The organism is Leifsonia sp. 21MFCrub1.1 (assembly GCF_900107895.1).
Taxonomy (GTDB): domain Bacteria; phylum Actinomycetota; class Actinomycetes; order Actinomycetales; family Microbacteriaceae; genus Leifsonia; species Leifsonia soli.
Map to the genome: position 1 here is coordinate 2,719,178 of NZ_LT629867.1, position 26,989 is coordinate 2,746,166.

Genomic DNA, 26,989 nt, shown 5'->3' on the forward strand with positions numbered 1-26,989 from the left:
GGCCTCCCGTCAGAGCACGATGTGCATCGCGCGCGCTGCGTCGGTGATGGAGCCGGAGAGGGACGGGTACACGGTGAACGCCCTGGCCACCTGGTCGACGGTCAGGCGCTGCTCGACCGCGAGCGCGAGCGGGAAGATCAGCTCCGACGCGCGCGGGGCGACGATGACACCCCCGATGACCGTTCCGGAACCGGTGCGGGCGAAGAGCTTCACGAAGCCGTCTCGGATGCCGAGCATCTTGGCCCGCGGGTTGGATTTGAGGGGCAGCTTGTAGATGTCGCCCTGCGCGATGCCCTCCTCGATCTGCTTCTGGCTCCAGCCGACCGTCGCGATCTCGGGCTGGGTGAAGATGTTGGAGCTGACGTTGCGCAGCTCGATCGGGTTGACCGCGTCGCCCATGGCGTGGAAGACGGCGGTGCGGCCCTGCATCGACGCCACGGAGGCGAGCGGCAGGGAGTCGGAGCAGTCGCCGGCCGCGTAGATGTTCGGGATGGAGGTGCGCGCGACGCGGTTGACCCGGATGTTGCCGGAGTTCGTCACCTGCACGCCCGCCTCCTCCAGGCCGATGCCGGCCGTGTTGGGAACGGAGCCGACCGCCATCAGACAGTGCGAGCCCTCGATCGTCCGACCGTCGGTGAGGGTGGCGACGACGCCGTCGTCGGTGCGCACCACGGACTCTGCGCGTGACTTCGACAGCACCTGCATGCCGTTCCGCTTGAAGACGTTCTCGATGACGCGGGCGGCGTCGGCGTCCTCGCCGGGGAGCACCTGGTCGCGCGACGAGATCAGGGTCACCTTCGATCCGAGCGCCGTGTACGCCGAGGCGAACTCGGCACCGGTGACACCCGATCCCACCACGATGAGGTGCGACGGCACCGTCTGCAGGTCGTACAGCTGGGTCCAGGTGAGGATGCGCTCCCCGTCCGGCACCGCGGAGGCCAGGACGCGAGGGCGTGCGCCCACCGCGACCACGATGGTGTCGGCCTCGACCCGGTCGAAGTCGGTGCCGGAGTCCTTCGAGGTGGAGACGATGATCGCACTGGACCCGTCGAGCCGCCCCTCCCCCGTGACGATGCGGACCCCGGCGCGCACCAGCTCCGCCCGCATGTCCTCCGACTGCTGGCGGGCCAGGCCCATCAGCCGCTTGTTGACGGCGGCGAGGTTGACCGCGATCTCGGGGCGGACGGGCTTGCCGGTCTCGCCGCGGGAGAAGAACTGGACGCCGAGGTCGGCCGCCTCGGCGAGCGCGTTGGTCGCCTCAGCGGTGGCGATCAGGCTCTTCGAGGGCACGACGTCGGTGATGACGGCCGAACCGCCGACCCCCGAGCGCTCCACCAGCGTCACGTCGGCGCCGAGTTGCGCACCCGCCAGCGCCGCCTCGTAACCGCCGGGGCCCCCGCCGAGGACCGCGATGCGCTGTTTCCGCTCGAATTCGTACGCCATGCGCCCCATTCTTCCGTATGGGGTGCACCGATGCGCATTCGGGGCCGGGCCTGTGGAAAGCCGCCTGCTCAGTAGAGTTGGCTCATGCTGGAATCCATCACGAACCCGCTCGACGACCCCGCTGCCGACCCGTTCGAGATCGCGCGGGAGGCCGCCGGTCAGCTCGCCGAGAAGACGGGCGTCGAGCGCCACGACATCGCGCTCACGCTGGGCAGCGGCTGGGGCCGTGCCGCCGACCTGATCGGCGAGACCGTCGCCACCCTTCCCGCCACCGAGATCGTCGGCTTCAGCAAGCCGGCGCTCGAGGGCCACGTCGGGACGCTGCGCTCCGTCCGCCTGCCGAACGGCAAGCACGCGCTGGTCATCGGCGCCCGAACCCACTACTACGAAGGGCACGGCGTGCGCCGCGTCGTCCACAGCGTCCGCACCGCCGCGGCCGCGGGAGCGACGACGATGGTGCTCACCAACGGTGCGGGCGGCATCAAGGAGCACTGGAAGCCGGGCACGCCCGTCCTCATCTCCGACCACATCAACCTGACGGCGGACTCCCCGCTCGAGGGCGCGACGTTCATCGACCTCACCGACCTCTACTCCCCTCGCCTCCGCGCCATCGCCCGGACCATCGACCCGTCGCTCGACGAGGGCGTGTACACGCAGTTCCGCGGCCCGCACTATGAGACGCCGGCCGAGGTGCAGATGGCCAAGACCATCGGCGGCCACATCGTCGGGATGTCCACGGCGCTCGAGGCGATCGCCGCCCGTCAGGCGGGCATGGAGATCCTCGGCATGTCGCTCATCACCAACCTGGCGGCGGGCATCCAGAAGACGCCGCTGAGCCATCAGGAGGTCATCGACGCCGGTCGTGCCGCCGAGCCGGTGATCAGTGCCCTTCTCGCCCAGATCGTGGAGGCGCTGTGACCGACCCGACATCCCCGACGAAGGACACCCCGGAGCTGCTCGCCGAGGCGCGGTCCTGGCTGGCTCAGGACCCGGACCCGGAGACCCGTGACGAGCTGGAGGCGCTCATCGTCGCCGCGGAGGCCGGTTCGGCCGAGGCGGTCGCCGACCTGCACTCGCGGTTCGACGAGCGGCTCGCGTTCGGAACGGCGGGCTTGCGCGGCGCCATCGCCGCCGGTCCCAACCGGATGAACCGGGTCCTCGTCGCCCAAGCCGCCGCCGGATTCGCCCGCTGGCTGCTGGAGCACGCCGAGGGCGGAACGCCGTCGGTCGTGATCGGTTACGACGGCCGCAAGAACTCCGACGTGTTCGCCCGCGACACCGCCGAGCTGATGGCCGGAGCGGGCGTGCGCGCCATCCTGCTCCCCCGCCTCCTGCCGACGCCGGTGCTCGCGTTCGCCGTCCGGCACCTGAATGTCAGCGCCGGCGTCATGGTGACCGCCAGCCACAACCCGCCGAACGACAACGGGTACAAGGTCTACCTGGGCGGCGAGGATCACGGTTCGCAGATCGTCTCGCCCGTCGACGCCGAGATCGCCGCGCACATCCTCGACGTCGCCCGGGGCAGCGTCGCCGAGCTTCCGCGCTCCGACCGGTACGAGATCGTGCCGGACGACGTCGAGCGGGCCTACATCGAAGCGACCGTCGCCGTGGCCGTCACCGAGACGCCGCGGGATACGGTCTCGTTCGTCTACACCGCGATGCACGGCGTCGGGTGGCGCACCGCGCGCGAGGTGTTCGCGCGCGCCGGGTTCGCCTCCCCCACGCCGGTCACGGAGCAGATCGATCCCGATCCGGCCTTCCCGACCGTCGCGTTCCCCAATCCGGAGGAGCCGGGAGCGATGGACCTGTCGTTCCGCACCGCCCGCGAGGCCGGAGCGGACCTCGTGATCGCGAACGACCCCGACGCCGATCGCCTCGCCGTCGCCGTGCCGGACCCGTCGAGCCCCGACGGCTACCGGCGCCTGTCGGGCAACGAGGTCGGCGCGCTGCTGGGCTGGCGCGCCGCCGAGATCGCGGCCGAGCGGGCGGATGAGCGCGGACCCGTCGGGACGCTGGCGTGCTCGGTCGTCTCGTCGCCCGCCCTCGCCGCGGTTGCGCGCGCCTACACGCTCGACTTCGCGGACACGCTCACCGGCTTCAAGTGGGTCTCCCGCGCGCCCGGACTCGTCTACGGCTACGAGGAGGCGCTGGGCTATCTGGTGAACCCCGACACCGTCCGGGACAAGGACGGCATCTCTGCGGCCGTCGCGCTCCTCGACCTGGCGAACGGGCTGGCCGCCGACGGCGTCACCATCGCTGAGCGTCTGGAGCAGTTCGCCGAGCGGTTCGGCTTCTTCGCCAGCGACCAGATCTCGCTGCGGGTGACCGACCTCTCGCGGATCGGCGAGATCATGGCAGCGCTGCGGTCCACCCCGCCCAGCCACCTCGGCGATGTGCGGGTGACGCAGATCGACGACCTGCGCGACGGCTTCGGCGGCCTGCCCCCGAGCGATGTGCTGCGCATCCTGCTGGAGGACGGCTCCCGCGTCATGGTCCGCCCCAGCGGCACCGAGCCGAAGCTCAAGATCTACATCGACGCCTCGAGCGACGAGGGAACCGTCGAGGAGCGCCGGCGAACGGCGACCGGCCGGGTCGCTGCGCTGTCCGAGGCGATGCGCACCCTCGTCGCCTGATCCCGGCGCTCCGACGCGGACCCGTATCGGCGGGTCCGCGTCGGAGCGTCCGGTGCGTCCGGAGCGTCGGTGCGTCCGGCGCGGCGGGTGGCGGCGCGTCAGGCCGTCAGCGGGCGCGGAGCCCGCGCGAGGTAGCCGACGACGAACACGGCGAGCGCTCCGACGGTGACCGCGGAGCCCGCGAGGGGAACGGCGACGGCGCCGCCCGCAGCCAGAGCGAGCGTCCCGATCGGGGGCGCGATCGCGATCCCGACGTACATCGCCGTGGAGTACCAGGACAGCGCGAGCGCCGAGCTCTCCGGATCGACGTGGACGAGGCGGTGCTGCACCGGGATGGCGATCGCGAACGCCGCGACGCCCCACAGCGCGAACACGACGACGGACGCGACGAAGGACGCCTCGGTGAACGCCAGGACCACCAGCGTGAGCGCCTGGCCCGCGAGGGCGACGACCGCGACGATCCTGCTTCCGAAGCGATCGGTGAGCGGACCGGCGACGGAGTTGCCCGCCACGCCGGCGACGCCGTAGGCGAGCAGCAGGATGGCCAGCAGCGACCCCGAGCCGCCGGTGGACGCGTGGGTCACCGCTGCCGAGAAGATGTAGACGATGTTGAAGCCGGCGACCATGAGCAGTGTTGTCGCGAGCGGCGCAACGATACGGAGGTCCGCCAGCGGGGCGAGCCGTCGGCGCAGGCTGACGGCCGGGGGCACCGGCACCCCGCGGACGACGAGGGGGATGGCCACGACGAGAACCACGGCGATGCCGACGATGCACCAGAGCGCGAAGCGCCACCCCGCGACGCCTCCGAGGGCGGTGCCGAGCGGCGAGCCGACTGCCGTGGCGAGCGTGAACCCGGCGCCCACGATGGCGAGGGCCTGGCCGCGCTTGCCCGGCCGGGCCAGGGAGGCGGCTGCGGCGGTTGCCGTGGGCACGAGTGCGGCGCCGCCCAGGCCGGAGAACGTGCGACCGGCGATGAACAGCGGGAGGTTCGGGGCGAGGGCCGAGGCGGCCGTTCCGACGGCGAAGACCGCGAGTCCGGCTGCCATCAGGGTGGCTCGGGGCACGCGCGGCAGGAGGACGGACACTGCGGGCGCGGCGACCGCCACGACCAGAGAGTAGGTGGTGATCGACCAGCTGACCTGGGTGGCCGTCGCGCCGATCCCCTCGCCCACGCGCGGCAGGAGTCCCGCGATCACGAACGCGTTGGTGCCGACGACGAACAGGGCGAGGGCGAGCACCAGCAGGGCCGGGAGGGATCTGCGGTACGATTGTTCGATGAACGTCATACCGTCAAGGTACGGCTATTGTTCGATGATTGTCAAACAGTTGTGGTGAGATGACCGACTACCCCACCCCCGACATGGCGGATGTGCAGCTCGTCGAGGTGCTGCGCGCCCTGGCCGACCCCATCCGGCTGCAGATCGTCCGGGTCCTCGCGGACGGCCGGCCGCATCCCAAATCGATGACCGAGTGGGGCTTCGACATCCAGAAGTCGACGATGGCGCACCACTTCAAGACCCTGCGCGAGGCCGGCGTCACTCGCACCATCGTCTCGGGCCGCACCCACGCGATCCAGCTGCGCCGCGACGAGCTGGACGAGCGGTTCCCCGGACTGATCGAGGCCCTGCTGCAGGGCTGAGTCAGCCGAGCGCTTCGTCGAGCTTGCGCTCCAGCTCGTCCAGGTCGAAGTAGTTCTCCACCACGATGACGTCGGCGTTGGTCCGGCCGATGCGGTCGACCAGCTCGGGCGAGGTCAGCACGACCTGGGCGTCCGCGGCGGCCTCGTCGATGTGCGCGGCATCGGACGCCGTGACGTCGGCGTCGATCCCTAGCCGGTCGAGCACGCGCTCGGCATTGACCTTGAGGATGCCGGAGGTGCCGACGCCGACACCGCAGATCGCGACGATCTTCACCGCGATGCCTCCTCGCTGAGGGTGAGGATGCGCTGCACATCGGCCACGTCGGTGGCGGCGGCCAGGGCCGGGATGGCCTCCGGGTCGTTGAACACGTTCGCCAGCTCGGCCACGCTCGTCACGTGCGCCTCCGGCGTGGAGACGGCGAGCCCGAGCACCACCGAGACCGGGTCGTTGTGCGGGTGCCCGAACACGACGGGCTCGTCGAGGGTGACGACCGAGAGGCCGTCCGCGTTCACGTCGGGCCCGGGACGGGCGTGGGCCAGTGCGAGCCCCGGCGCGATCACGATGTACGCGCCGAACTCCTCGATGACCTGGATCATCCGCTGCGCATAGCCCTGCTCGGTCGCGCCGGAACGGGCCAGCGCCTCCCCTGCCAGTTCGACCGCCTCACGCCAGTCGGCAGCATGCGCGCCGACGGTGATGGCGGAATCAGGCAACGGTGGCAGTGGCATATCTTCAGCGTAACGCCCGAGGGGTTACGAACCCTCGAAACCCGCTGTGATGATCTCCGAGAGCTCTTCGCGCTCCTCCAGCGGCAGGAAGGACGCCGCCGCAGCGTTGAGCTGGAAGATCTCCAGGTCGGTGCGGTCGTAGGCGAACGCGTCGGCGAGGATGCTCAGCTCGCGGGTCAGCGTCGTCCCGCTCATCAGCCGGTTGTCGGTGTTGACGGTGACGCGGAAGCCCAGCTGGTAGAGGAGGTCGAACGGGTGGTCGAGGATGTCGTCGCCCCACGCGGCGATGGCGCCGGTCTGCAGGTTCGACGTCGGGCTCGTCTCGAGGGCGATCTCGCGGTCCTTCACCCACTGCGAGAGCGTGCCGAGGGTCACGTAGGTGTTCTCGTCGTCCTGACGCTCCACGGTGATGTCCTCAGCGAGGCGCACGCCGTGGCCGAGGCGCAGGGCGCGGCCGTCGAGGAGCGCGCTGCGGATGCTCTCGAGGCCGTCGGCCTCGCCCGCGTGGACGGTGGCCGGGAAGAACTCCGACGCCAGGTAGTCGAAGGCGGCGCGGTGGTTGGAGGCGGGGAAGCCCGCCTCCGCGCCGGCGATGTCGAAGCCGACGACGCCGCGGTCGCGGTGGCGGACGGCGAGCTCGGCGATCTCGAGACCGCGGTCGTTGTGGCGCATGGCGGTGACGAGCTGACCGATGCGGATGCGTCCCCCGGCGCCGCGGACGTCGGCGATGCCCTGCTCGATGCCCTCCTGAACGGCTTCGACGGTCTCGTCGAGGCTGAGGCCGCCGGAGAGGTGCTGCTCGGGGGCCCAGCGGAGTTCGCCGTACACGACGCCGTCCGCCCCGAGGTCCTGGACCGACTCCCGTGCCACGCGCACGAGGCCCTCGCGCGTCTGCATCACGGCCGTGGTCAGGTCGAAGGTCTTCAGGTACTCCACGAGCGAGCCCGAGTTCGACTTCTCGGCGAACCAGCGGCCCAGCTCGGTCGCATCCTGCGCCGGCAGCTCGAGCCCGATCTCCTGCCCCAGCTCGAGCACCGTCGCGGGCCGGAGGCCGCCGTCGAGGTGGTCGTGGAGGGAGACCTTCGGCAGCGGGCGGATCTCCGTGCCGTCGGCCAGCGTGTACTCGTTCCAGGCGTCGCTCATGAGTCCAACCCTAGGCGATGCGGTCGGCGATCAGCGGGCCGCGCTCGTACGCGGTGCCGGGCGCCGCGATCCGGTAGGCGCCCTCCAGCGCCTCCAGCGCGCGCTCGAACCGGGCGGGCTCGTCGGCCGACAGCGTGAACAGCGGCTGCCCGGCCCGAACCACGTCGCCGGGCTTCGCGTGCAGGTCGATCCCGGCCGCGTGCTGCACCGGGTCCTGCTTGCGGGCGCGCCCGGCGCCCAGGCGCCAGGCGGCGATGCCGAAGGGCAGCGCCTGCTGCTCCACGAGGACGCCGTCCTGGTCGGCGACGACGGTGTGCGTCTCCTTCGCGACCGGGAGCGCCGCATCCGGATCGCCGCCCTGGGCACGGATGACCTCGCGCCACTTGTCCATGGCGCGGCCGTCCTTCAGGGCCGCCTCGACGTCCTCGTCCGGGCGACCGGCGAGGGTCAGCATCTCGCGGGCGAGCGCGACGGTCAGCTCGACGATGTCGGCGGGGCCGCCGCCCGCGAGCACCTCGACGGACTCGCGCACCTCGTTCGCATTGCCGATCGCGAGCCCGAGGGGGACGTTCATGTCGGTCAGCAGCGCCGAGGTCGCGACGCCGGCATCCCGGCCGAGCTCCACCATGGTGCGGGCCAGTTCGCGCGAGCGCTCGATGTCCTTCAGGAACGCGCCGGAGCCGAACTTCACGTCGAGCACCAGCGCGCCGGTCCCCTCCGCGATCTTCTTCGACATGATCGAGGAGGCGATCAGCGGGATGGCCTCGACCGTCCCGGTGATGTCGCGCAGCGCGTACAGCTTTCCGTCGGCCGGAGCGAGGCCCGACCCGGCGGCGCAGATCACGCCGCCCTCGTTGCGCAGCTGGGCGAACATCTCCTCGTTGCTGAGGTTCGCCCGCCAGCCGGGGATGCTCTCCAGCTTGTCCAGGGTGCCGCCGGTGTGGCCGAGGCCGCGGCCGGACAGCTGCGGGACGGCGACGCCGAAGGTCGCGACCAGCGGCATGAGCGGCAGGGTGATCTTGTCGCCGACGCCTCCGGTGGAGTGCTTGTCGGCGGTCGGCTTGCCTAACCCTGCGAAGTCCATCCGCTCGCCCGACGCGATCATCGCGAGGGTGAGGTCCTTGATCTCGCGCCGCGTCATCCCGTTGAGGAAGATCGCCATGGTCATCGCGGACATCTGCTCGTCGCCGACGTAGCCGCGCGTGTAGGCGTCGACCAGCCAGTCGATCTCCGCGGTGCTGAGCTCGCCGCGGTCGCGCTTCGTCCTGATCAGGTCGACGGCGTCGAACGCCTCGACCTCTGCTGCACGGTCGGTCACGAAGGTGTTCCTCATTCAGTCGTTGTCGTGCTCGGCCGCGTAGGCGGCGAGCTGGCGCGGCCCGAAGGCGTCGGGCAGCACCTCATCGATGGTGCGGATGCCCGAGACCGTCTCGAGCAGCATCCCCTCCGCCGAGTGCTCGTAGAGCAGCTGGCGGCAGCGTCCGCAGGGCATCAGGATGTCGCCGTCGCCGTTCACGCAGGTGAACGCGACGAGGTGGCCGCCGCCGGTCATGGCGAGCGACGAGACGAGCCCGCACTCGGCGCACAGCGTCACACCGTAGCTGGCGTTCTCGACGTTGCAGCCGCTGACGATCCGGCCATCGTCGACGAGCGCCGCCGCGCCGACCGGGAACTTCGAGTACGGCACGTAGGCGTGCGACTTGGCCTCGATCGCGGCGGAGCGCAGGGCGTCCCAGTCGATCGGCCCGGGGTTCTGGTCGACGGCGCTCATGACTTGATGTACGGCTTTCCGTCCGCCGCCGGAGCCCGGGAGAGCCCGACGAGCCCGGCGACGGCGAGGATCGTCACGACGTAGGGCAGCATCAGCATGAACTCGCTCGGCACCGGCGAGCCGATAGTGCTCAGCACGTTCTGCAGGTTGGTGGCGAAGCCGAACAGCAGGGCCGCGAGGGTGGCCCGGATCGGGTCCCAGCGGCCGAAGATCACGGCGGCGAGGGCGATGAAGCCCTGGCCCGCGGTCATCTCCTTGGAGAACGCTCCGACCGAGCCGAGCGTGTAGTACGCGCCGCCGAGGCCGGCGATGGCTCCGGCGAGAGCGACGTTCCAGAACCGCGTGCTGTTGACCTTGATGCCGACCGTGTCCGCGGCCTCCGGGTGCTCGCCGACCGAGCGCAGGCGCAGGCCCCAGCGCGTCTTGAACAGACCGAACCAGACCAGGAAGACGGCGAGATACATGAGGTACTCGATGATCGACTGGTCGAAGAGCACCTTGCCGATGATGGGGATCTCGCTGAGCACCGGGATCGGCCAGTTCGGCAGGCGCGGCGGGTGGTTGAGGAGCTGCGGGTTGCCCGCGAGCACCTTCGAGTACAGGAAGCTCGTGAGGCCGATGACGAGGACGTTGAGCACGACGCCGACGATCACCTGGTCGACGAGGTACTTGATCCCGAACGCGCCGAGGAGGAACGACACCAGGACGCCGGCGACCATCGCGGCGATGAGGCCGACCGCCCAGCTCCCGGTGAGCGTCGCCGTCATCGCCGAGACGAACGCACCGGCGAGCAGCTGACCCTCGATAGCGACGTTCACCACGCCGCCGCGCTCCGACACGACGCCGCCGAGGGCGCCGAAGACCAGAGGGACGGCGAGGCTGATCGTGCCGAGGAGGAGGCCGGTCACCGGCACCGGGTACGGGCTGCCCGAGTCGGCCCAGGTCAGGAACGCGAACATGAACAGCAGCGAGAAGACGATGACGACCCAGATCGGCGTCCTCCGCGCCCGGTAGGAGAGGTACGCGCTCCACAGGGTCAGCGCCAGCAGGAGGACGGTCACCACCGTCGTGGTCACGAAGCTGTCGACCGTCAGGGTGGGCAGGCGGACGGCGTCCGACTTCTCCGAGAACCGGAACGTGCTCTCCCCGTGGCGGGAGAACCCGAAGAACAGGATGATGCTGATCAGCACGAAGATGCCGAACGCGATCGGCGCCTTCCAGGAGCGGATCTGCGCCTTCTCGAGGACGATCGGCGAGGAGTCGGGCACGGCGGGGGCGGTGGTGCTCACTTGGCCGCCACCTCCTTCGTGACGATGGGACGCTGTCTCCGGGGAGTGCTCCCCGGGGTGGGCAGGCGGAAGATCGCGCGCACCAGCGGCGGCGCGGCGACGAACAGGACGATGAGGGACTGCAGGATCAGCACGATGTCGATCGGGATGTCGTTGGCCGCCTGGATGGTGTAGCCACCGGCCTTGAGCGCTCCGAACAGCAGACCGGCGACGAAGACGCCCCACGGTCGCGACCGGCCGAGCAGCGCGACGGTGATCGCGTCGAAGCCGATGCCCGCATCCACACCGGAGCTGATGCCGGCGGGGAACACGCCGAGCGCCTGGCTGGCGCCCGTGATGCCGATGAGACCACCGGCGATGAGCATCGCGTACACGTAGACGTTCTTGACGTTGATGCCGGCGACCCGCGCCGCGTTCGGGTTCTCGCCCACCGCGCGGAAGCGGAAGCCGAGGCTCGACCGGTTGATCAGCCACCAGACGAACACGGTGGCGCCGATCACCAGCACGAAGGCCCAGGTGAGGTTGTACTGCGAGCCGAACAGCGGCGGGAAGACCGCGTTGGGGTGCACCGCCGGCGCCTTCGGGTTGTTCGACCCCGGCGCCTGCAGGAGCCCCTGCGTGCGCAGCATGTAGGAGATCAGATAGAACGCGATGTAGTTGAGCATGATCGTGACGATCACCTCGTGGGCGCCCGTCCTGGCCTTGAGCAGGCCGACGATGCCGGCCCAGATCGCGCCGCCGGCGATGCCGGCGGCGACGGCGAGCACCAGGTGCACGACGGGCGGGAGGTCGAACGAGAATCCGACCCACGCCGATGCGGCGGCGGCGATGAGGATCTGCCCCTGACCACCGATGTTGAACAGGCCGACGCGGAACGCCAGGGCGACGCCGAGACCGCTGACGATCAGCGGGGTCGCGAAGGTGAGCGTCTCGGTCAGCGGGCGGATCCCCGCACTGAAGGACGGCCGCCGGAAGTTGTAGATCGCCCCCTGGAACATCGAGACGTACGCGTCGGAGACCGACGTCCAGATGGCGGAGAACGTGTCACCGGGCCGTGCGAAGAAGTAGCCGGCGGCGCGCTGCACCTCGGGGTCGGTCACCGCGATGAGGATGGCGCCCACGATCAGGGCGAGCACGACCGCGAGGATCGAGATGACCACCGGGCCGCCCATGATCTCGCGGACCGCCTGGTTCCAGCGCGACGGCTCATCGCCCTGCGCCGCGGGAGCCGGCGTGCCGGGCTCCCCGGGCTGGGCCGGCGCCACGGGCTGGCCGGGCGTGGGGGTCCCCGTCATGCTGCTGCTCCTGCCTGCTCCGGCGATTCGCCGGCCATCATGAGGCCGAGCACGTCGCGAGACGTGTTGCCCGGCACGATTCCTACTATTCCTCCGCGGTACATCACGGCGATGCGGTCGGCGAGGGCGGCGACCTCGTCGAGCTCGGTCGACACGACGATCACCGGGACGCCGGCATCCCGGGTCGCGACGATGCGCTTGTGCACGAACTCGATCGAGCCGACGTCGAGGCCGCGCGTCGGCTGCGCCGCCACGAACAGGCGCAGGTCGCGGCTGAGCTCGCGCGCGAGGACGACCTTCTGCGCGTTGCCGCCGGAGAGCCGTCCCACCTTCTCGTCGATGGACTGGGTGCGCACGTCGAACTCGTGCACCTTGTCCTCGGCGAACTGCTTGAGGTACGAGAACTGGATGTTGCCGCCCTTGACGAACGGCTCACCCGTCGAACGGTCGAGCATGAGGTTCTCCTGGATGGTGAACTCCCCCACCAGGCCGTCCTCGTTGCGGTCCTCCGGCACGAAGCCGACGCCTTCGTCGAGCACCGTGCGGACGCTCTGGCCCTGGATCGGCTTCCCATCGAGCACGATCTCGCCCTGCACCCGCGGCTGGAGGCCGATGATCGCCTCCGTCAGCTCGGTCTGGCCGTTGCCCTGAACGCCGGCGATCGCGAGGATCTCGCCTGCGGCCACTTCGAAGCTGACGTTGTTCACGACGATCTGACCGAGCGGATCGATCACGGACAGGCCCTTCACGACGAGCGCCGGAGCGCCGGGGGTCGCCGGCTTCTTCTCCACGGTGAGCGACACCGCCCTGCCGACCATCATCGACGCGAGCTCGACGTTGGTCGCGGTCGGGAGCGCTTCGCCGATGACCGTGCCGAGCCGGATGACGGTGATGCGGTCGGCGACCTCGCGCACCTCGCGCAGCTTGTGGGTGATGAAGACGATCGCGGTGCCCTGATCCTTGAGCTGGCGCATGATCGCCATGAGCTCGTCGGTCTCCTGGGGCGTCAGCACGGCCGTCGGCTCGTCGAAGACGAGCACCTTGGCGTCCTGCGACAGCGCCTTGATGATCTCGACACGCTGCTGGACGCCGACCGGGAGGTCCTCGACCAGCGCGTCCGGGTCGACGTCGAAGCCGAACCGGGCGGAGATCTCGCGGACCTTGGCCCGCGCGGCGTTGAGGTCGAGGCGACCGCCGAACTTCGTCTGCTCGTGGCCGAGCATGACGTTCTCGGCGACCGTGAAGACGGGGATGAGCATGAAGTGCTGGTGCACCATGCCGATGCCGGCCTTCATGGCGTCGCCGGGACCGGCGAAGTGCTGGACCACGTCGTCCAGCAGGATCTCGCCCTCGTCGGGCTGATAGAACCCGTAGAGCACGTTCATGAGGGTGGACTTGCCTGCGCCGTTCTCGCCGAGCAGGCAGTGGATCTCGCCGGGTTCGACCGTGAGATCGATGTGGTTGTTCGCGACCAGGGGACCGAACCGTTTGGTGATCCCGCGGAGTTCGAGCTTCATTCGGGTGGGTTTCCTTCTCTACTCGCCCGGGCGGAGCGAAGAGCCTGTGTGAGGAGGGGGCACGCGGAACGGCTGGTGGCCTCGTCGCGCATCCTCACCCTACCTTCCTGCGCAGATGTCAGTGTGTGCTCAGATGAGCAGGAAAGGCAAGGGATGGAACGGAACGGGGAGGCCAGCCGTGGCTGACCTCCCCGTCGAGCGTTTCTCGTCGCTGTTACTGCTTGGGCGACGAGGGCGAGGTGACCTTGATCGAGCCGTCGATGATGCCGGCCTTGATCTTGTCGAGCTCACCCTGCAGACCCGAGTCCACCTTCGACTCGAAGTCGTGGAACGGGGCGATGCCGACGCCGTCGTTCTTCAGCGTTCCCACGTACGGGGTCGCGTCGAACTTGCCCTTGGCGGCCTGGGTGACGACATCGTTGGTCGCCGGCTTCATGCCCTTCATGACCGAGGTGAGGAGCAGGTCCTTCACGGTCGGGTCGGACTCGTAGACGTCGGCGTCGACGCCGATCATCGCGATCGACTTGCCGGAGTCCTTGATCGCCTGAGCGGCCGACTGGTAGATCGGACCGCCGACCGGCATGATCACATCGGCGTTCTGGTCGATGATGCCCTGCGCGGTGTTCTTCGCGGTCTCGTTGGCGTCGAAGCCACCGGTGAAGAGACCGTTCTGGCTGTCGACATCCCAGCCGACGACCTTGACCGACTTGCCCTTCTGGTCGTTGAAGTACTTCACGCCGTCGGCGAAGCCGTCCATGAAGATGGTGACCGTCGGGATCTGCATGCCGCCGAAGGTGCCGACGATGCCGGTCTTCGAGTAGCTGGCGGCGGCGTAGCCGGCCAGGAACGCGGCCTGGGCGGTGTCGAAGATGATCGGCTTGACGTTCTTCGCCTGGATCTCGTTGTCGTCGATGATCGCGAAGTCGACGTCGGGGTTCGCCTTCGCGGCCTTCTCCGTCGCGTCCTTGAGAAGGAAGCCGACCGTCACGACGAGGTTGCAGTTGGCGTCGACCATGCTCTGGATGTTCGGAGCGAAGTCGTTCTCGCTCTTCGACTCGGCCTGCTTGTACTTCACGTCCAGCGACTTGGCGGCCTGCTGCAGGCCCTCGTAGCCGAGCTGGTTGAACGAGTGGTCGTCGAATCCACCGGAGTCGGAGACCATGCAGGGCAGGAAGTCGCTCTTCGCGGCGCCACCGGACGAGCTGTCCGATGGGGCAGCCGAGCACGCGGCGAGCAGCGAGACGACGCCGATCGCCGCCAGGCCGACGAGGCCGGCCTTACGGGCTGTGATTGTCAAGGTTGTTCCTCCAAGATGCGTAGCCGCGCGGGTAATCGCAGGCTTCTGCGGTTCACGTTACCGAATGTGACGAACCACTCCGTTCGAAAATCCGGGTTCTTCATGCAAGCGTTACAAACGCTCACGCGGTTGGCACGTGCTCATTCGAGCAGCCCGTCCCCCGTTCGGGGAGGGGGATCAGAGCCAGCCGCGCCTCTTGAAGATGGAGTACAGCAGACCGCTCAGCCCGAGCATCGCCAGGAGGGCGAGCGGGTACCCGAGCGGCCACGCCAGTTCCGGCATGTGCGTGAAGTTCATGCCGTAGATGCCGGCGATGAGCGACGGCGCGAACAGGATGGCCGCCCACGACGAGATCTTCTTGACCTCTTCGCCCTGCCGGTTGCTCGAGTGCGCCAGCCGGGTCATCTCCTCGTTCTGCCGTTCGGAGACGAGCGTCGAGTTCACCGTCAGGATGTCGCGAAGCAGATAGCGGAACCCGTCGACGCGCTCATTCACCTGGGTGAGGTGGTCGGCGACGTCGCGCAGGCGGCGTTCGAGCTCCTGGGTCACCCCGTACTTCACCGAGCCGCGTTCCAGCGCGAGCATCACGGCCGAGAGCGGATGCGTCGCCCGCTGGAAGTCGATCACCTCGCGCGACAGCTCGTAGATGCGGCGGGAGACCAGGGCGTCCCCGCCGAACACCTGGGTCTCGATCTCGTCGATGTCGTTGGCGAGACCGGCGACGACCGGGCTGTACGCGTCCACCACCGCGTCGATGATGGCGTACAGGATCGCCTGCGGTCCGAGCGCGAGCAGCTCCGGCTCGCTCTCCATCCTCTGGCGGACGTGCGAGAGGTCCGGCGACTCGCTGTGGCGGACCGTGATGACGAAGTTGCGCCCGACGAAGAGGTGGAGCTCGCCGAAGTCGACCTCCTCAGGGACGTCCAGGTAGTTCGCCGCCTTGAGGACGACGAAGAGCACCGTGTCGTACCGCTCGAGCTTTGGACGCTGGTGGGCGACGATGGCGTCCTCGATCGCCAGCGGGTGGAGGTTGAACTCCTCCGACAGCGACAGCAGCTCCTGCTCGCTCGGCCGGTAGAGGCCGATCCAGGCGACACCGCCCGGGGTGCGGTCGAGCGCCGCATAGGTCTCGGCGAGGGAGGTCGGGGAGGCGACGCGGACGCCGTCGGCGTAGATCGCACTGTCGACCATGCTCCGCCGGCCGGTGGACGCTTCGACCGGCGACGTCGCGACGGCCGGAGAGGGAGGCTCGACCCGGCGGGTGCGCGTCACGAAGGGCATCGGGATGCCGCGACGATTCTGGTTGGCCATAAGTCACCTCCGTGGTCCGGACGACGTCGTGTCGACTCGAGAGCTGGACGGCCCGAGGGGCCACCTCACTGTACGCTCGCAAACCCTCCGGCGGCTGGATGCGGCGGCAGTCAGATCACCGAACCGCCGTCGCGGCCACAGCGCCCAGGATGACGCGCTCGTAGTGCCGCGTCAGCTCGCCGCACACCACGCCCCAGCTGCGCCCGAGCACGGCCCGTCGGCCCGCCTCCCCCATGCGCCTCCGGAGGGCGCCGTCGCGGACGAGCATGGCGACGGCGGCGCGCAGCGCCCGGTCGTCCGACGGGCGGAACAGCAGGCCGTCCACCCCGTGCTCGACCAGGTCGATCGGCCCGCCGGCCCGGGGAGCGACGACCGGGAGACCGGAGGCGTGGGCCTCCTGCACGGTCTGGCCGAACGTCTCCTCCGAACCCGTGTGGGCGAACACGTCGAAGGCGGCGTAGGCGGCGGCGAGGTCCTCGCCGCCGAGGCGGCCGAGCCAGGTGACCGGGATGCCGCAGAGCTCGCGGGCGACGGCGTCGCGCGAGGGGCCGTCGCCGACGATCGCGAGCGACACTCCCCCGATCCCGCGCAGGGCGCGCAGGCGCTCCACCTGCTTCTCCGGCGCGATGCGCCCGACGTAGCCGACGACGGTCTCGCCGTCCGGCGACAGACGCTCCCGCAGCGCGACCGCCGCGGACGTCCTCCTCTTATTGGGGTGGTAGCGCACGAGGTCGACGCCGCGGCCCCAGCGGGCGATGCGCGAGACGCCCGCCGTGCGCAGGTCGTACTCGCTCGCCGCCGACGGAGCCAGAGTGAGGTCGGCGCCCTCGTGCACCCAGCGGACGTACTTCCAGGCGATGGCCGAGGTGACGCCGAGGCCGTTCCTCCGGGCGAACCCGGCCACGTCCGTCTGGTAGATCGCGACGGAGGGGACGCCCATCCGGTTGGCCGCGGCGATCGCCTGCGCGCCCAGGAAGAACGGGGAGGCCGCGTGCAGGACGTCGGGACCGAACCCCGCGAGGATGCGCTGCACCTGCGGGCTCGGCAGCCCCACCGGGAACTGCCGGTAGGCGACGGACGGCACCTGATGGATGCGGAAACCGGCGTACTCCGCCGGCGCCCCCGCGTCCGGGCAGATGACGATCGCCTCGTGTCCTTCCGCCGCCAGATGGTCGAGAACCCGCAGCACGCTCGTCGTGACCCCGTTGACCGTGGGGAGGAAGCTCTCGCTGACCACTGCGACCCGCATACCCGCACGCTAGGCGGCGCCGGTGTCGTCGCCGTGAACAGCCGGTGTCCGGGGACGCTCGCTATCCTTTCGGCATGACTCAGAAGCGCAGGATCACGCAGGGCCCGCCCATCGAGCGCTTCTACAGCGTCATCCCGGCCGGCGGCATCGGTTCGCGGCTGTGGCCGCTGTCGCGCGCAGACGCCCCCAAGTTCCTGCACGACCTGACCGGATCGGGCCAGACGCTGCTGCGCGACACCTGGGACCGGCTGGTCCCGCTCTCCGGCGAGCAGCGCATCATGGTCGTCACCGGCCGCGCCCACCGCGCCGCCGTCGAGTCGCAGCTGCCGTCGCTCACGGACCCGAACGTGGTGCTCGAGTCGGAGCCGCGCGACTCCACCGCGGCGATCGGTCTCGCCGCCGCCATCCTGGAGCACCGCGAGCCCGGCGTGATCATCGGATCGTTCGCCGCGGACCACGTCATCAACAACCTCCCGCTCTTCCAGTCGGCGGTGCGGGAGGCGGCGGCCGCCGCGCGCGCCGGGTACATCACGACGATCGGCATCCAGCCGACGGAGCCGGCGGTCGGCTTCGGCTACATCCACTACGGCGAGCGCCTGGAGATCGCGGGAGCGCCGAGCGCGCTGGCCGTCGACTCCTTCAAGGAGAAGCCGGACCTGGCGACGGCGGAGGGCTACCTCGCGAACGGGTCCTACCTGTGGAACGCGAGCATGTTCATCTCCCGGGCCGACAAGCTGCTCGAGGAGATCGGCCGCAACAAGCCGAAGCTGCTCTCCGGACTGCTGGAGCTCGCGGAGGCGTGGGACGACCCTGCGAAGAGAGGGCCAGCGGTCGACCGGATCTGGCCGGCGCTCGAGAAGATCGCCATCGACTACACCGTCGCGGAGCCGGCGGCCGCGGCCGGACGGCTGGCGGTCATCCCCGGCTACTTCGACTGGGATGACGTCGGCGACTTCGCGTCGCTCGCGAAGCTCAACTCGGGAGGCCGCAAGTCGGACCTCGCCATCCTCGGCGAGAACGCCCGGGTGCTGTCCGACTCGTCCAGCGGCATCGTGGTGAGCCAGAGCAATCGCGTGATCAGCCTGATCGGCGTCAAGGACATCGTCGTCGTGGACACGCCGGATGCGCTGCTGGTGACCACCAGCGAGAACGCGCAGCGGGTGAAGGCCGTCGTGGACGCGCTGAAGATCACCGGCTCGACGGACGTGCTCTAGCCCGGCGGCCTGCCGGCGGGCCGGTCAGTCGACGACCGACGGACCGTTCTGGATCTGCTGCACCAGCCGCGAGACCTCCTCGGGCGGGAGCTGGATGCCGGTCTCGTCGAGACGCTGCTTCAGCATCTTCTCGCTGTCCTCCTGGCTGCGCAGCTGCATGTCCGCGCGGACCTGCTCGACGATGCCGGCGACCTTGGCGTCGTCGCTCGCATCGGTGCTTCCGTGCATGATCGGTTCGTCCTGTGTCATGCGCTGGACGGTACGCCGGGCCGATCCCGCCGTACAGGGCGGGTTATCTCGACGTCGAGATAACTGAGGTCACCCTAAGAGGCGGCTGGACCCCTCCCGGCATAGACTGGCGCTGCGCTCACCGCGCCGCATCAGCGATCAGCAACCAGGGAGGGTTGTCCGTGTCAGACCAAGCGACAGGGACCCTGCAGCCGGCCAAGACCCGGCCCGGCGGAACTCTGTACCGTGGCCGTGAGGGGATGTGGTCGTGGGTCCTCCACCGCATCACCGGCGTCGCCATCTTCTTCTTCCTTCTCGTCCACATCCTGGACACGTCGCTTATCCGCGTGAGCCCCGAGGCCTACAACGCGGTGATCGGCACCTACAAGAACCCGATCATGGGACTCGGCGAGATCGCCCTCGTCGCGGCCATCGTGTTCCACGCCTTCAACGGCATCCGCATCATCCTGATCGACCTCTGGAGCAAGGGCGTCAAGTACCAGAGGGCCATGTTCTGGATCGTCATCGCGCTCTGGGTGATCCTGATGGCCGGCTTCGTGCCCGTCCAGCTCGTGCACATCTTCTCGGAGGTGAACTGACGTGACGACCATCGAGGCGCCGCGCACCCCCGCAGCCCGGTCCTCCCGCGGCAAGAACTGGGAGAAGTGGGGCTGGATCTACATGCGGGCATCCGGCCTGGTGCTCGTGATCCTCATCTTCGGCCACCTGCTGATCAACCTCGTCCTCGGCGACGGCGTCAAGCAGATCGACTTCGCCTTCGTCGCCGGCAAGTACGCCACGCCGTTCTGGCAGGTCTGGGACCTCCTGATGCTGTGGCTCGCCCTGATCCACGGCGGCAACGGGATGCGCACGCTCATCAACGACTACGCCTACAACCGGGTCGTGAACCGCGTCCTGAAGTGGGCCGTCCTCGCCGCGGTCGTCGTGCTGATCGTGCTCGGCACGCTCGTGATCTTCACGTTCGACCCGTGCCCGGCCGGTGCCGCCGCCGCCGACCTGCCGTCCTTCTGCCCGGCACGCTGATCCTTCGACAACGGAAGACTTGTGACAACAGAAGCTACTGAATCCACCGTCATCGACGGCGTCCACTACCACGAGTTCGACATCGTCATCGTCGGCGCCGGCGGCGCCGGGATGCGCGCGGCGATCGAGGCGGGCCCGCACGCCCGCACCGCCGTGATCTCGAAGCTCTACCCGACGCGCTCCCACACGGGCGCGGCGCAGGGCGGCATGGCCGCCGCGCTCGCGAACGTCGAGGAGGACAGCTGGGAGTGGCACACCTTCGACACCGTCAAGGGCGGCGACTACCTCGTCGACCAGGACGCCGCGGAGATCCTCGCCAAGGAGGCCATCGACGCGGTCATCGACCTCGAGAACATGGGCCTCCCGTTCAACCGGACCCCCGAGGGCAAGATCGACCAGCGCCGGTTCGGCGGCCACACCCGCGACCACGGCAAGGCGCCGGTGCGCCGCGCCTGTTACGCGGCCGACCGCACCGGCCACATGATCCTGCAGACGCTGTTCCAGAACTGCGTCAAGCTCGGCATCAACTTCTTCAACGAGTTCTACGTGCTCGACGTGATCATGACGGACGTCGACGGCGTCCCCCAGCCGGCCGGCGTCGTCGCCTACGAGCTGTCGACCGGCGAGCTGCACGTCTTCCACTCGAAGGCGATCATCTTCGCCACCGGCGGCTTCGGCAAGATCTTCAAGACCACCTCCAACGCGCACACGCTGACCGGCGACGGCGTCGGCATCATCTGGCGCAAGGGCCTCCCGCTCGAGGACATGGAGTTCTTCCAGTTCCACCCGACCGGTCTCGCCGGGCTCGGCATCCTCCTCACCGAGGGCGCCCGCGGCGAGGGCGCCATCCTCCGCAACGCCTCGGGCGAGCGGTTCATGGAGCGCTACGCGCCGACCATCAAAGACCTCGCGCCGCGCGACATTGTCGCCCGCTGCATGGTGCAGGAGGTCGCGGAAGGGCGAGGCGCCGGCCCGCACAAGGACTACGTGCTGCTCGACTGCACGCACCTCGGCGCCGAAGTGCTGGAGACCAAGCTCCCGGACATCACCGAGTTCGCCCGCACCTACCTCGGCGTCGACCCGGTGGTCGAGCCCGTCCCGGTGATGCCGACCGCGCACTACGCCATGGGCGGCATCCCGACCAACACCGCCGCCGAAGTGCTGCGCGACAACACCACCGTCGTTCCCGGCCTCTACGCCGCGGGCGAGTGCGCCTGCGTCTCGGTGCACGGCTCGAACCGGCTCGGCACCAACTCGCTGCTCGACATCAACGTCTTCGGCAAGCGCGCGGGCAACAACGCGGTGGAGTACGTCAAGACCGCCGACTTCGTGCCGCTGCCCGAGGATCCGGCCGGTGCCGTCCGCGGCATGATCGACGAGCTCCGCACCTCCACCGGCACCGAGCGCATCGCCGCCATCCGCAAGGAGCTGCAGGACGAGATGGACCGGAACGCCCAGGTGTTCCGCACCGACGAGTCGCTCGCCCAGGTCACCCAGACCATCCATGAGCTGCGCGACCGTTACCGCAAGGTGCAGGTGCAGGACAAGGGCAAGCGCTACAACACCGACCTGCTGGAGGCCGTCGAGCTCGGCTTCCTGCTCGATCTCGCCGAGGTCGTCGTCTACTCCGCGCGCAACCGCAAGGAGTCGCGCGGCGGCCACATGCGCGACGACTTCCCGAAGCGCGACGACGAGAACTACATGAAGCACACCATGGCCTACCTCACCGGCGACCCGCACTCGTCGGACGCGGCAGACCACATCACGCTCGACTGGAAGCCCGTCGTCGTGACCCGCTACCAGCCGATGGAGAGGAAGTACTGATGTCGAACGCCGTGCTCGAGACTCCCCCGGCCCCCGAGGCCCCGGTCCAGTCGTTCACCGTCACCCTCATCATCCGCCGCTTCGACCCGGATGTGGACACGGAACCGCGCTGGCAGGACTTCGACGTCGAGCTGTACCCGACCGACCGCATCCTGGACGCCCTGCACAAGATCAAGTGGGAGCAGGACGGCTCGCTGACCTTCCGCCGCTCCTGCGCGCACGGCATCTGCGGGTCGGACGCCATGCGCATCAACGGCCGCAACCGCCTCGCCTGCAAGACGCTGATCAAGGACCTCGACATCTCGAAGCCGATCTACGTCGAGGCGATCAAGGGCCTGCCGCTCGAGAAGGACCTCATCGTCGACATGGAGCCCTTCTTCGAGTCGTACCGCGAGGTGCAGCCGTTCCTCGTCGCCAACTCGAAGCCGGAGAAGGGCAAGGAGCGCATCCAGTCGGTCGCCGACCGCGCCCGCTTCGACGACACCACCAAGTGCATCCTCTGCGCCGCGTGCACGTCGTCCTGCCCGGTGTTCTGGACCGACGGCCAGTACTTCGGCCCTGCGGCGATCGTGAACGCGCACCGCTTCATCTTCGACTCGCGCGACGACAACGCTCAGGTGCGCCTCGACATCCTCAACGACAAGGAGGGCGTGTGGCGCTGCCGCACGACCTTCAACTGCACCGACGCCTGCCCGCGCGGCATCCAGGTCACGCAGGCGATCGCCGAGGTGAAGCAGGCGATCATGCGCGGGAAGCCCTGATCCACCCCCGACGACGTCGACGACGGCCCGCTCCGCACCGGAGCGGGCCGTCGTGCATCTCCGGGCCGGCCAGGGCCTCGGTATCCTGACGGCGTGGCCAAGAAGTCCCGAGGCGAGCCCTCCCCGCCGGACCCGGGTCTCCAGCGCGCCGCGGGGAGTCTGGAGCCGGAGGCGGAGGAGTCGCTGAAGGAGCGCCTGGTGGAGCGCGCCGACCCCCTGGTGCGGCGGTTCCAGCGCCCGGTCGCCCGCGTCACGGGCTGGGCGAAGTGGGTCAAGGATCTGCGGCCCTACCGCGTCTACATCAACTACTCGTACTCGGACGGCAATCTGCGCGCCGCCGGGATGGGGTACCAGTCGCTGTTCGCCGTGTTCGCCGCGGTCTGGGTGGGATTCTCGGTCGCGAGCTTCTGGCTCGCGGGCAACGAGGCCGTCTTCGACGCGCTCGTCGCCCTGATCAACCGAGCGGTCCCCGGACTCATCCAGACCCCGACGACGGTCGGCGCGATCCCGCAGGACGAGCTCAGGAACGCGAGCTCCTTCGGCTGGACGGGCATCATCGCCGCCGTCGGCCTGATCTGGACGGCCATCGGCTGGCTGTACTACACGCGGCAGGCGGTGCGCGCGGTGTTCCGTCTCAGCCGCGACACCACCAGCTACGTACTGCAGAAGGTGCGCGACCTCGGGCTCGCACTGGTCTTCGGCGTGCTGTTCGTGTTCTCCGCACTGCTCAGCATCCTGAGCACGCAGGCGCTGACGCTCATCCTGGACCTGGCCGGGCTCTCGTCCGACTCGTTCTGGACGAACGCGGCCGCCCGCTTCTCAGGTCTCGTGGTCTCCGTCGCCCTCAACATCGTGACGCTGGGGGCGATGTTCCGGATCATGTCGCGCGTCGCCATCCCGTGGCGGAACCTGTTCTTCGGTGCGCTGCTCGGCGCCCTGGTGCTCGCCGGACTGAGCGCGCTCGGCGGGCTGCTCCTCGGCGGAACCTACAAGAACCCGCTGCTGGCGACCTTCGCCGTGTTCATCGGCCTCCTGCTCTGGTTCAACCTCATCTCGCGCGTCATCCTGCTCTCGGCGTCGTGGATCGCGATCGGGATGTTCGACAGCGGCCTCTCGCCGCGCGCCGTCACCCCCGAGGAGGAGGCCGCGGAGCGCGCCGCCGCCGAGCACGAGGCGCGCGTGCTCGTCGCGCGGTCGGAGCTGGCCCGGGCGCAGGACGAGCTGGCGGCGGCGCGATGGTTCTCCCGCCTCGCCGCACAGCGCCGGGTCGCGCGGGCCGAGCAGGGGCTGAATGACCTGCTCGACGGAGAACCGGCGGGCCCGCTGGGTGTCGGCCGCCCCCGGTAGGCTGGAAGCATGCCCTCGAGTCGCTTGCGCATCGCCACGATCAACGCCAACGGCATCCGCGCCGCCTTCCGCAAGGGCATGGGCGCCTGGCTCGACGGGCGCGACGTCGACATCCTCGCCATCCAGGAGGTGCGGGCCTCGTCCGAAGACCTCCAGGGGCTGCTCGGCGACGAGTGGGACATCGTCCACGACCCGGCCACCGCGAAGGGTCGCGCCGGCGTCGCGATCGCGAGCAGGCACCGCGCGTCCATCCACCGGGTGGAGCTCGGCCCGAGCGAGTTCGACAGCGCGGGCCGCTGGCTGGAGGCCGACTACGAGGTCGCCGGAACGGTGATCACCGTCGTCAGCGCGTACGTCCACTCCGGCGAGGCGGGCACGGAGAAGCAGACCGAGAAGTACCGCTTCCTCGACGCGATGGAGGCGCGGCTTCCCGAGCTGCAGAAGCACAATGAGCTCGCGGTGGTGATGGGCGACCTCAACGTCGGCCACCGCACGCTCGACATCCGCAACTGGAAGGGCAACGTCAAGCGCGCCGGCTTCCTGCCAGAGGAGCGCGAGTACTTCGACCGCATCCTCGGCGCCGAGGGCGACCCGGCGTACAACGACGGAGCCGGACTCGGCTGGGTCGACATCGTCCGCAAGCACGCGGGCGAGGTCGACGGGCCGTACACGTGGTGGTCGTGGCGCGGGAAGGCGTTCGACAACGACACCGGATGGCGCATCGACTACCAGCTGGCGACCCCCGCACTCGCGGAGCGGGTCACGGGCTGGTCGGTCGATCGCGCGGCCGCCTACGACGAGCGATGGTCGGACCACACGCCTGTGGTCGTCGACTACGCGCTCTGACGGCCCGAAGCATCCGCATCCCTCCAGATTTCGAAAGCAGAACCATGACGACACTCCCCCGCCTCTACTCCGGCATGCAGCCGTCGGCCGACTCGCTGCACCTCGGCAACTACATCGGAGCGCTCCTGCAGTGGAAGGAGCTCCAGAGCACGCACGACGCGTTCTTCTCGGTGGTCGACCTCCACGCCATCACGGTGGCGCAGGACCCGGCCGAGCTGCGCGAGAAGACCCGCCGCACCGCGGCGCAGTACATCGCGGCCGGGATCGACCCGTCCGCATCCACCCTCTACGTGCAGTCGCACGTGCCCGCCCATGCCCAGCTGGCCTGGATCCTCAACACCATCACGGGCTTCGGCGAAGCGTCGCGCATGACGCAGTTCAAGGACAAGTCGGCCAAGCAGGGCGCCGAGGCGACCTCGGTCGGGCTGTTCGCCTACCCGGTGCTGATGGCGGCGGACATCCTGCTCTTCGACGCGGAGGTCGTGCCCGTCGGCGACGACCAGCGCCAGCACGTCGAGCTCACGCGCGACCTCGCCGAGCGCTTCAACGGCCGCTTCGGCCCGACGTTCGTCGTTCCGCAGGCGATGATCCTGAAGGACAGCGCGCGCATCTACGACCTCCAGAACCCGGAGTCGAAGATGTCGAAGTCGGCGGAGTCGGGCGCGGGCATCATCTGGATGCTGGACGAGCCGGAGGTGACCCGCAAGAAGATCATGCGCGCCGTCACCGACACGGACGGCGTCGTGTCGTTCGACCGCGCGGGCAAGCCGGGCATCTCCAACCTGCTCTCCATCTACTCCGCGCTGAGCGGCCGCACGATCGAGTCGATCGAGGTCGAGTACGAGGGCAAAGGCTACGGCGACTTCAAGAAGGGTCTCGTGGAGGTGGTGGTCGAGGAGTTCGCCCCGGTCCGCAAGCGCGCGCTCGACCTGCTCGCCGACCCCGGCGAGCTCGACCGCATCCTCGCGACCAACGCGCAGCGCGCGAGCGAGGTGGCGGAGGGCACGCTCGAGAAGGCGTACGACCGCATCGGTCTGCTGAGACGGGCCCGCTGATGCCGGCGCCGGTCGTCCTGACGGGGGCGCGGGTGACGCTCTCGACGCCCGGCCACGCGGATGTCGACCGGATCGCCGAGGTGTGCGCCGACCCGGCCATCGCCCGCTGGACGACCGTGCCGTCGCCGTACACGCGCGACAACGCGGTGGGATTCGTGACCAGCGTCGTCCCGGACGGCTGGGCGAGCGGCCGGGTCTGCACGTGGGCGGTCCGGGCGGAGGGCGCACTCGTCGGCATGATCAGCATCGGCGACATCCACGAGCACCAGGGCGAGATCGGCTACTGGATGGCGCCGGAGGCACGCGGGCACGGCATCATGTCCGAGGCGGCCGCGCTGGTGATCGGCTACGGTTTCGCACCGGCACCGGACGGCCTCGCGCTGCGGAGGCTGGTGTGGCGCGCGCTGGCGGGCAACGCCGCCAGCGCCGCCGTGGCCCGCCGCGCCGGCTTCCGCTGGGACGGCATCGTCCCGGGCGGGGCCGAGCAGCGCGGCGAGCGGTTCGACGAGTGGCGCGGCACCCTTCTGCCGGCGGACGCCGGACGCGCGGCGGGCGACTGGCCGGACGTCTCGTACGTGCAGGCACCCGCGTGAGCGACCTCCGGGTCGTGCTGTTCGACCTCGACGACACGCTGTTCGCGCATCGCGCCGCCGTCGAGGCCGGCATCCTGCGCTACGCCGAGACCCTCGGCCCGCCCTACGGGACGGCCGAGGCGGACGAGGTGGTCACCCTCTGGCACGACCTCGAAGAGGAGCACTACCACTCCTACCTCGCGGGCGACCTCGACTTCGAGGGGCAGCGCCGGGCGCGCGCCCGCGACTTCGCCGCCCGGCACGGCGTCGAGCTCGACGACGCGCAGGCAAGCGCCTGGTTCGCCGACTACTTCGAGCACTACGTCGCCGCGTGGTCGCTGCACGACGACGCGGTGCCGGCGCTCGATGCACTCCAGGCGGCCCTCCCGGGGGTCCGCTTCGGCCTGATCACGAACGGCGACCTGGCCTTCCAGGGCCGGAAGGTGGAGGCGGTCGGCCTCGACGCCCGCATGGACCACCTGATCGCGTCCGGGGAGGTCGGGGTCGCCAAGCCCGACGCCGCGATCTTCCGCTTCGCGTGCGATGCCTTCGGGGTCCGCCCCGACCAGGCCGCCTACGTCGGCGACCGGCTGAGGACGGACGCGATCGGCGCCGCCCGGGCCGGGCTCACCGGGGTGTGGCTCAACCGGCGCAACGCCGTGCCGTCCCCCGACGACGAGCGCGACGCCGTCGCCGCCGCTGTGCACATCATCCCGACCCTGGCCGACCTGGCCCCGCTGCTGACGCGCATCGCACCGCCGGCATCGAGCTGACGCGACACG

Annotated in this window: 27 protein-coding genes; 13 read left to right on the forward strand and 14 right to left on the reverse strand. The window is 69.7% G+C overall.

Going from position 1 to position 26,989, the window contains the following annotated elements:
- Positions 1-9: 9 nt before the first annotated feature.
- Positions 10-1,443 (reverse strand): NAD(P)H-quinone dehydrogenase, encoded by a 1,434-nt coding sequence (locus BLW09_RS12950; protein WP_089913358.1) that lies wholly within the window; start codon positions 1,441-1,443, stop codon positions 10-12.
- A gap of 84 nt (positions 1,444-1,527) precedes the next feature.
- Here BLW09_RS12950 and BLW09_RS12955 point away from each other — a divergent pair, with 84 nt between their 5' ends.
- Both BLW09_RS12955 and BLW09_RS12960 read left to right on the forward strand, forming a co-directional pair.
- On the forward strand, positions 1,528-2,361 hold the full coding sequence (locus tag BLW09_RS12955) for a purine-nucleoside phosphorylase (protein ID WP_089913361.1): 834 nt from the start codon (positions 1,528-1,530) through the stop codon (positions 2,359-2,361).
- Positions 2,358-4,076 carry a phospho-sugar mutase gene (locus BLW09_RS12960; protein WP_089913364.1) on the forward strand — a complete coding sequence of 573 codons (1,719 nt, stop codon included), beginning with the start codon at positions 2,358-2,360 and terminating at the stop codon, positions 4,074-4,076. The genes BLW09_RS12955 and BLW09_RS12960 overlap by 4 nt, the downstream gene beginning before the upstream one ends.
- 98 nt (positions 4,077-4,174) lie before the next feature.
- Here the strand turns inward: BLW09_RS12960 and BLW09_RS12965 are convergent, their stop codons facing one another.
- Positions 4,175-5,362 carry an MFS transporter gene (locus BLW09_RS12965; protein WP_089913367.1) on the reverse strand — a complete coding sequence of 396 codons (1,188 nt, stop codon included), beginning with the start codon at positions 5,360-5,362 and terminating at the stop codon, positions 4,175-4,177.
- A 50-nt stretch (positions 5,363-5,412) separates the two neighbouring features.
- Here BLW09_RS12965 and BLW09_RS12970 point away from each other — a divergent pair, with 50 nt between their 5' ends.
- A complete protein-coding gene (locus tag BLW09_RS12970; RefSeq protein WP_089913369.1) occupies positions 5,413-5,715 on the forward strand; it encodes an ArsR/SmtB family transcription factor in 303 nt (100 codons plus the stop codon).
- Between the two features lies 1 nt (position 5,716).
- Here BLW09_RS12970 and BLW09_RS12975 read toward each other — a convergent pair whose 3' ends face one another.
- The 11 genes from BLW09_RS12975 to BLW09_RS13025 form a co-directional block, all read right to left on the reverse strand.
- Positions 5,717-5,989 (reverse strand): PTS sugar transporter subunit IIB, encoded by a 273-nt coding sequence (locus BLW09_RS12975; RefSeq protein WP_089913372.1) that lies wholly within the window; start codon positions 5,987-5,989, stop codon positions 5,717-5,719.
- On the reverse strand, positions 5,986-6,444 hold the full coding sequence (locus BLW09_RS12980) for a PTS sugar transporter subunit IIA (protein ID WP_089913375.1): 459 nt from the start codon (positions 6,442-6,444) through the stop codon (positions 5,986-5,988). The genes BLW09_RS12975 and BLW09_RS12980 overlap by 4 nt, the downstream gene beginning before the upstream one ends.
- Positions 6,445-6,468: 24 nt before the next feature.
- Positions 6,469-7,587, reverse strand: a complete 1,119-nt coding sequence (locus BLW09_RS12985) for an adenosine deaminase (protein WP_089913378.1) — start codon at positions 7,585-7,587, stop codon at positions 6,469-6,471.
- Positions 7,588-7,597: 10 nt separating this feature from the next.
- Positions 7,598-8,905, reverse strand: a complete 1,308-nt coding sequence (locus BLW09_RS12990; RefSeq protein WP_089916874.1) for a thymidine phosphorylase — start codon at positions 8,903-8,905, stop codon at positions 7,598-7,600.
- A gap of 15 nt (positions 8,906-8,920) precedes the next feature.
- Complete coding sequence (locus BLW09_RS12995) at positions 8,921-9,358, reverse strand: cytidine deaminase (protein ID WP_089913380.1); 438 nt, start codon at positions 9,356-9,358, stop codon at positions 8,921-8,923.
- Complete coding sequence (locus tag BLW09_RS13000) at positions 9,355-10,647, reverse strand: ABC transporter permease (RefSeq protein ID WP_089913383.1); 1,293 nt, start codon at positions 10,645-10,647, stop codon at positions 9,355-9,357. The genes BLW09_RS12995 and BLW09_RS13000 overlap by 4 nt, the downstream gene beginning before the upstream one ends.
- Positions 10,644-11,942 carry an ABC transporter permease gene (locus tag BLW09_RS13005; protein WP_089913385.1) on the reverse strand — a complete coding sequence of 433 codons (1,299 nt, stop codon included), beginning with the start codon at positions 11,940-11,942 and terminating at the stop codon, positions 10,644-10,646. The genes BLW09_RS13000 and BLW09_RS13005 overlap by 4 nt, the downstream gene beginning before the upstream one ends.
- Positions 11,939-13,459, reverse strand: a complete 1,521-nt coding sequence (locus tag BLW09_RS13010; RefSeq protein WP_089913388.1) for an ABC transporter ATP-binding protein — start codon at positions 13,457-13,459, stop codon at positions 11,939-11,941. Before BLW09_RS13010 ends, BLW09_RS13005 begins: the two co-directional genes overlap by 4 nt.
- 214 nt (positions 13,460-13,673) lie before the next feature.
- On the reverse strand, positions 13,674-14,756 hold the full coding sequence (locus tag BLW09_RS13015; protein WP_089913392.1) for a BMP family lipoprotein: 1,083 nt from the start codon (positions 14,754-14,756) through the stop codon (positions 13,674-13,676).
- A 177-nt stretch (positions 14,757-14,933) separates the two neighbouring features.
- Positions 14,934-16,067: a magnesium and cobalt transport protein CorA gene (locus tag BLW09_RS13020; RefSeq protein WP_089913395.1), complete on the reverse strand. Its 1,134-nt coding sequence runs from the start codon at positions 16,065-16,067 to the stop codon at positions 14,934-14,936.
- 115 nt (positions 16,068-16,182) lie between these two features.
- Positions 16,183-17,316: a glycosyltransferase family 4 protein gene (locus BLW09_RS13025; RefSeq protein ID WP_089913397.1), complete on the reverse strand. Its 1,134-nt coding sequence runs from the start codon at positions 17,314-17,316 to the stop codon at positions 16,183-16,185.
- A gap of 74 nt (positions 17,317-17,390) precedes the next feature.
- Between BLW09_RS13025 and BLW09_RS13030 the strand changes: the two genes are divergently transcribed.
- Positions 17,391-18,530, forward strand: coding sequence for a mannose-1-phosphate guanylyltransferase (locus BLW09_RS13030; protein ID WP_089913400.1), 1,140 nt, complete (start codon positions 17,391-17,393; stop codon positions 18,528-18,530).
- A gap of 24 nt (positions 18,531-18,554) precedes the next feature.
- Here the strand turns inward: BLW09_RS13030 and BLW09_RS13035 are convergent, their stop codons facing one another.
- Positions 18,555-18,779 carry a hypothetical protein gene (locus BLW09_RS13035; RefSeq protein ID WP_089913403.1) on the reverse strand — a complete coding sequence of 75 codons (225 nt, stop codon included), beginning with the start codon at positions 18,777-18,779 and terminating at the stop codon, positions 18,555-18,557.
- Between the two features lie 161 nt (positions 18,780-18,940).
- On the opposite strand from BLW09_RS13035, the gene sdhC reads away from it, so the two are divergent.
- The 9 genes from sdhC to BLW09_RS13080 all read left to right on the forward strand — a co-directional run bounded on the left by sdhC (position 18,941) and on the right by BLW09_RS13080 (position 26,980).
- A complete protein-coding gene (sdhC, locus tag BLW09_RS13040) occupies positions 18,941-19,357 on the forward strand; it encodes a succinate dehydrogenase, cytochrome b556 subunit (RefSeq protein WP_089913406.1) in 417 nt (138 codons plus the stop codon).
- Between the two features lies 1 nt (position 19,358).
- The gene (locus BLW09_RS13045) at positions 19,359-19,802 is read left to right on the forward strand and encodes a succinate dehydrogenase hydrophobic membrane anchor subunit (RefSeq protein WP_089913409.1); all 444 of its coding nucleotides are present in this window, start codon (positions 19,359-19,361) and stop codon (positions 19,800-19,802) included.
- A gap of 21 nt (positions 19,803-19,823) precedes the next feature.
- Entirely contained in the window at positions 19,824-21,626 is a 1,803-nt protein-coding gene (sdhA, locus tag BLW09_RS13050) for a succinate dehydrogenase flavoprotein subunit (RefSeq protein ID WP_089913411.1), read from the forward strand.
- The gene (locus BLW09_RS13055) at positions 21,626-22,387 is read left to right on the forward strand and encodes a succinate dehydrogenase iron-sulfur subunit (protein WP_089913414.1); all 762 of its coding nucleotides are present in this window, start codon (positions 21,626-21,628) and stop codon (positions 22,385-22,387) included. Before sdhA ends, BLW09_RS13055 begins: the two co-directional genes overlap by 1 nt.
- A 93-nt stretch (positions 22,388-22,480) precedes the next feature.
- Entirely contained in the window at positions 22,481-23,734 is a 1,254-nt protein-coding gene (locus BLW09_RS13060) for a YihY/virulence factor BrkB family protein (RefSeq protein ID WP_089913417.1), read from the forward strand.
- Positions 23,735-23,743: 9 nt separating this feature from the next.
- A complete protein-coding gene (locus tag BLW09_RS13065) occupies positions 23,744-24,580 on the forward strand; it encodes an exodeoxyribonuclease III (RefSeq protein WP_089913419.1) in 837 nt (278 codons plus the stop codon).
- Positions 24,581-24,624: 44 nt separating this feature from the next.
- Entirely contained in the window at positions 24,625-25,635 is a 1,011-nt protein-coding gene (trpS, locus tag BLW09_RS13070; RefSeq protein WP_089913421.1) for a tryptophan--tRNA ligase, read from the forward strand.
- Positions 25,635-26,228 carry a GNAT family N-acetyltransferase gene (locus BLW09_RS13075; RefSeq protein WP_089913423.1) on the forward strand — a complete coding sequence of 198 codons (594 nt, stop codon included), beginning with the start codon at positions 25,635-25,637 and terminating at the stop codon, positions 26,226-26,228. The genes trpS and BLW09_RS13075 overlap by 1 nt, the downstream gene beginning before the upstream one ends.
- Positions 26,225-26,980 (forward strand): HAD family hydrolase, encoded by a 756-nt coding sequence (locus tag BLW09_RS13080; protein ID WP_089913427.1) that lies wholly within the window; start codon positions 26,225-26,227, stop codon positions 26,978-26,980. The genes BLW09_RS13075 and BLW09_RS13080 overlap by 4 nt, the downstream gene beginning before the upstream one ends.
- Positions 26,981-26,989 lie beyond the last annotated feature (9 nt).

Coding starts and splice junctions, on each gene's coding strand:
- BLW09_RS12950 (WP_089913358.1), bottom strand. CDS start 1,443: ATGGCGTACGAATTCGAGCGGAAACAGCGCATCGCGGTCCTCGGCGGG.
- BLW09_RS12955 (WP_089913361.1), top strand. CDS start 1,528: ATGCTGGAATCCATCACGAACCCGCTCGACGACCCCGCTGCCGACCCG.
- BLW09_RS12965 (WP_089913367.1), bottom strand. CDS start 5,362: ATGACGTTCATCGAACAATCGTACCGCAGATCCCTCCCGGCCCTGCTG.
- BLW09_RS12970 (WP_089913369.1), top strand. CDS start 5,413: ATGACCGACTACCCCACCCCCGACATGGCGGATGTGCAGCTCGTCGAG.
- BLW09_RS12980 (WP_089913375.1), bottom strand. CDS start 6,444: ATGCCACTGCCACCGTTGCCTGATTCCGCCATCACCGTCGGCGCGCAT.
- BLW09_RS12985 (WP_089913378.1), bottom strand. CDS start 7,587: ATGAGCGACGCCTGGAACGAGTACACGCTGGCCGACGGCACGGAGATC.
- BLW09_RS12995 (WP_089913380.1), bottom strand. CDS start 9,358: ATGAGCGCCGTCGACCAGAACCCCGGGCCGATCGACTGGGACGCCCTG.
- BLW09_RS13005 (WP_089913385.1), bottom strand. CDS start 11,942: ATGACGGGGACCCCCACGCCCGGCCAGCCCGTGGCGCCGGCCCAGCCC.
- BLW09_RS13010 (WP_089913388.1), bottom strand. CDS start 13,459: ATGAAGCTCGAACTCCGCGGGATCACCAAACGGTTCGGTCCCCTGGTC.
- BLW09_RS13020 (WP_089913395.1), bottom strand. CDS start 16,067: ATGGCCAACCAGAATCGTCGCGGCATCCCGATGCCCTTCGTGACGCGC.
- BLW09_RS13025 (WP_089913397.1), bottom strand. CDS start 17,316: ATGCGGGTCGCAGTGGTCAGCGAGAGCTTCCTCCCCACGGTCAACGGG.
- BLW09_RS13030 (WP_089913400.1), top strand. CDS start 17,391: ATGACTCAGAAGCGCAGGATCACGCAGGGCCCGCCCATCGAGCGCTTC.
- BLW09_RS13035 (WP_089913403.1), bottom strand. CDS start 18,779: ATGACACAGGACGAACCGATCATGCACGGAAGCACCGATGCGAGCGAC.
- BLW09_RS13055 (WP_089913414.1), top strand. CDS start 21,626: ATGTCGAACGCCGTGCTCGAGACTCCCCCGGCCCCCGAGGCCCCGGTC.
- BLW09_RS13065 (WP_089913419.1), top strand. CDS start 23,744: ATGCCCTCGAGTCGCTTGCGCATCGCCACGATCAACGCCAACGGCATC.
- trpS (WP_089913421.1), top strand. CDS start 24,625: ATGACGACACTCCCCCGCCTCTACTCCGGCATGCAGCCGTCGGCCGAC.
- BLW09_RS13075 (WP_089913423.1), top strand. CDS start 25,635: ATGCCGGCGCCGGTCGTCCTGACGGGGGCGCGGGTGACGCTCTCGACG.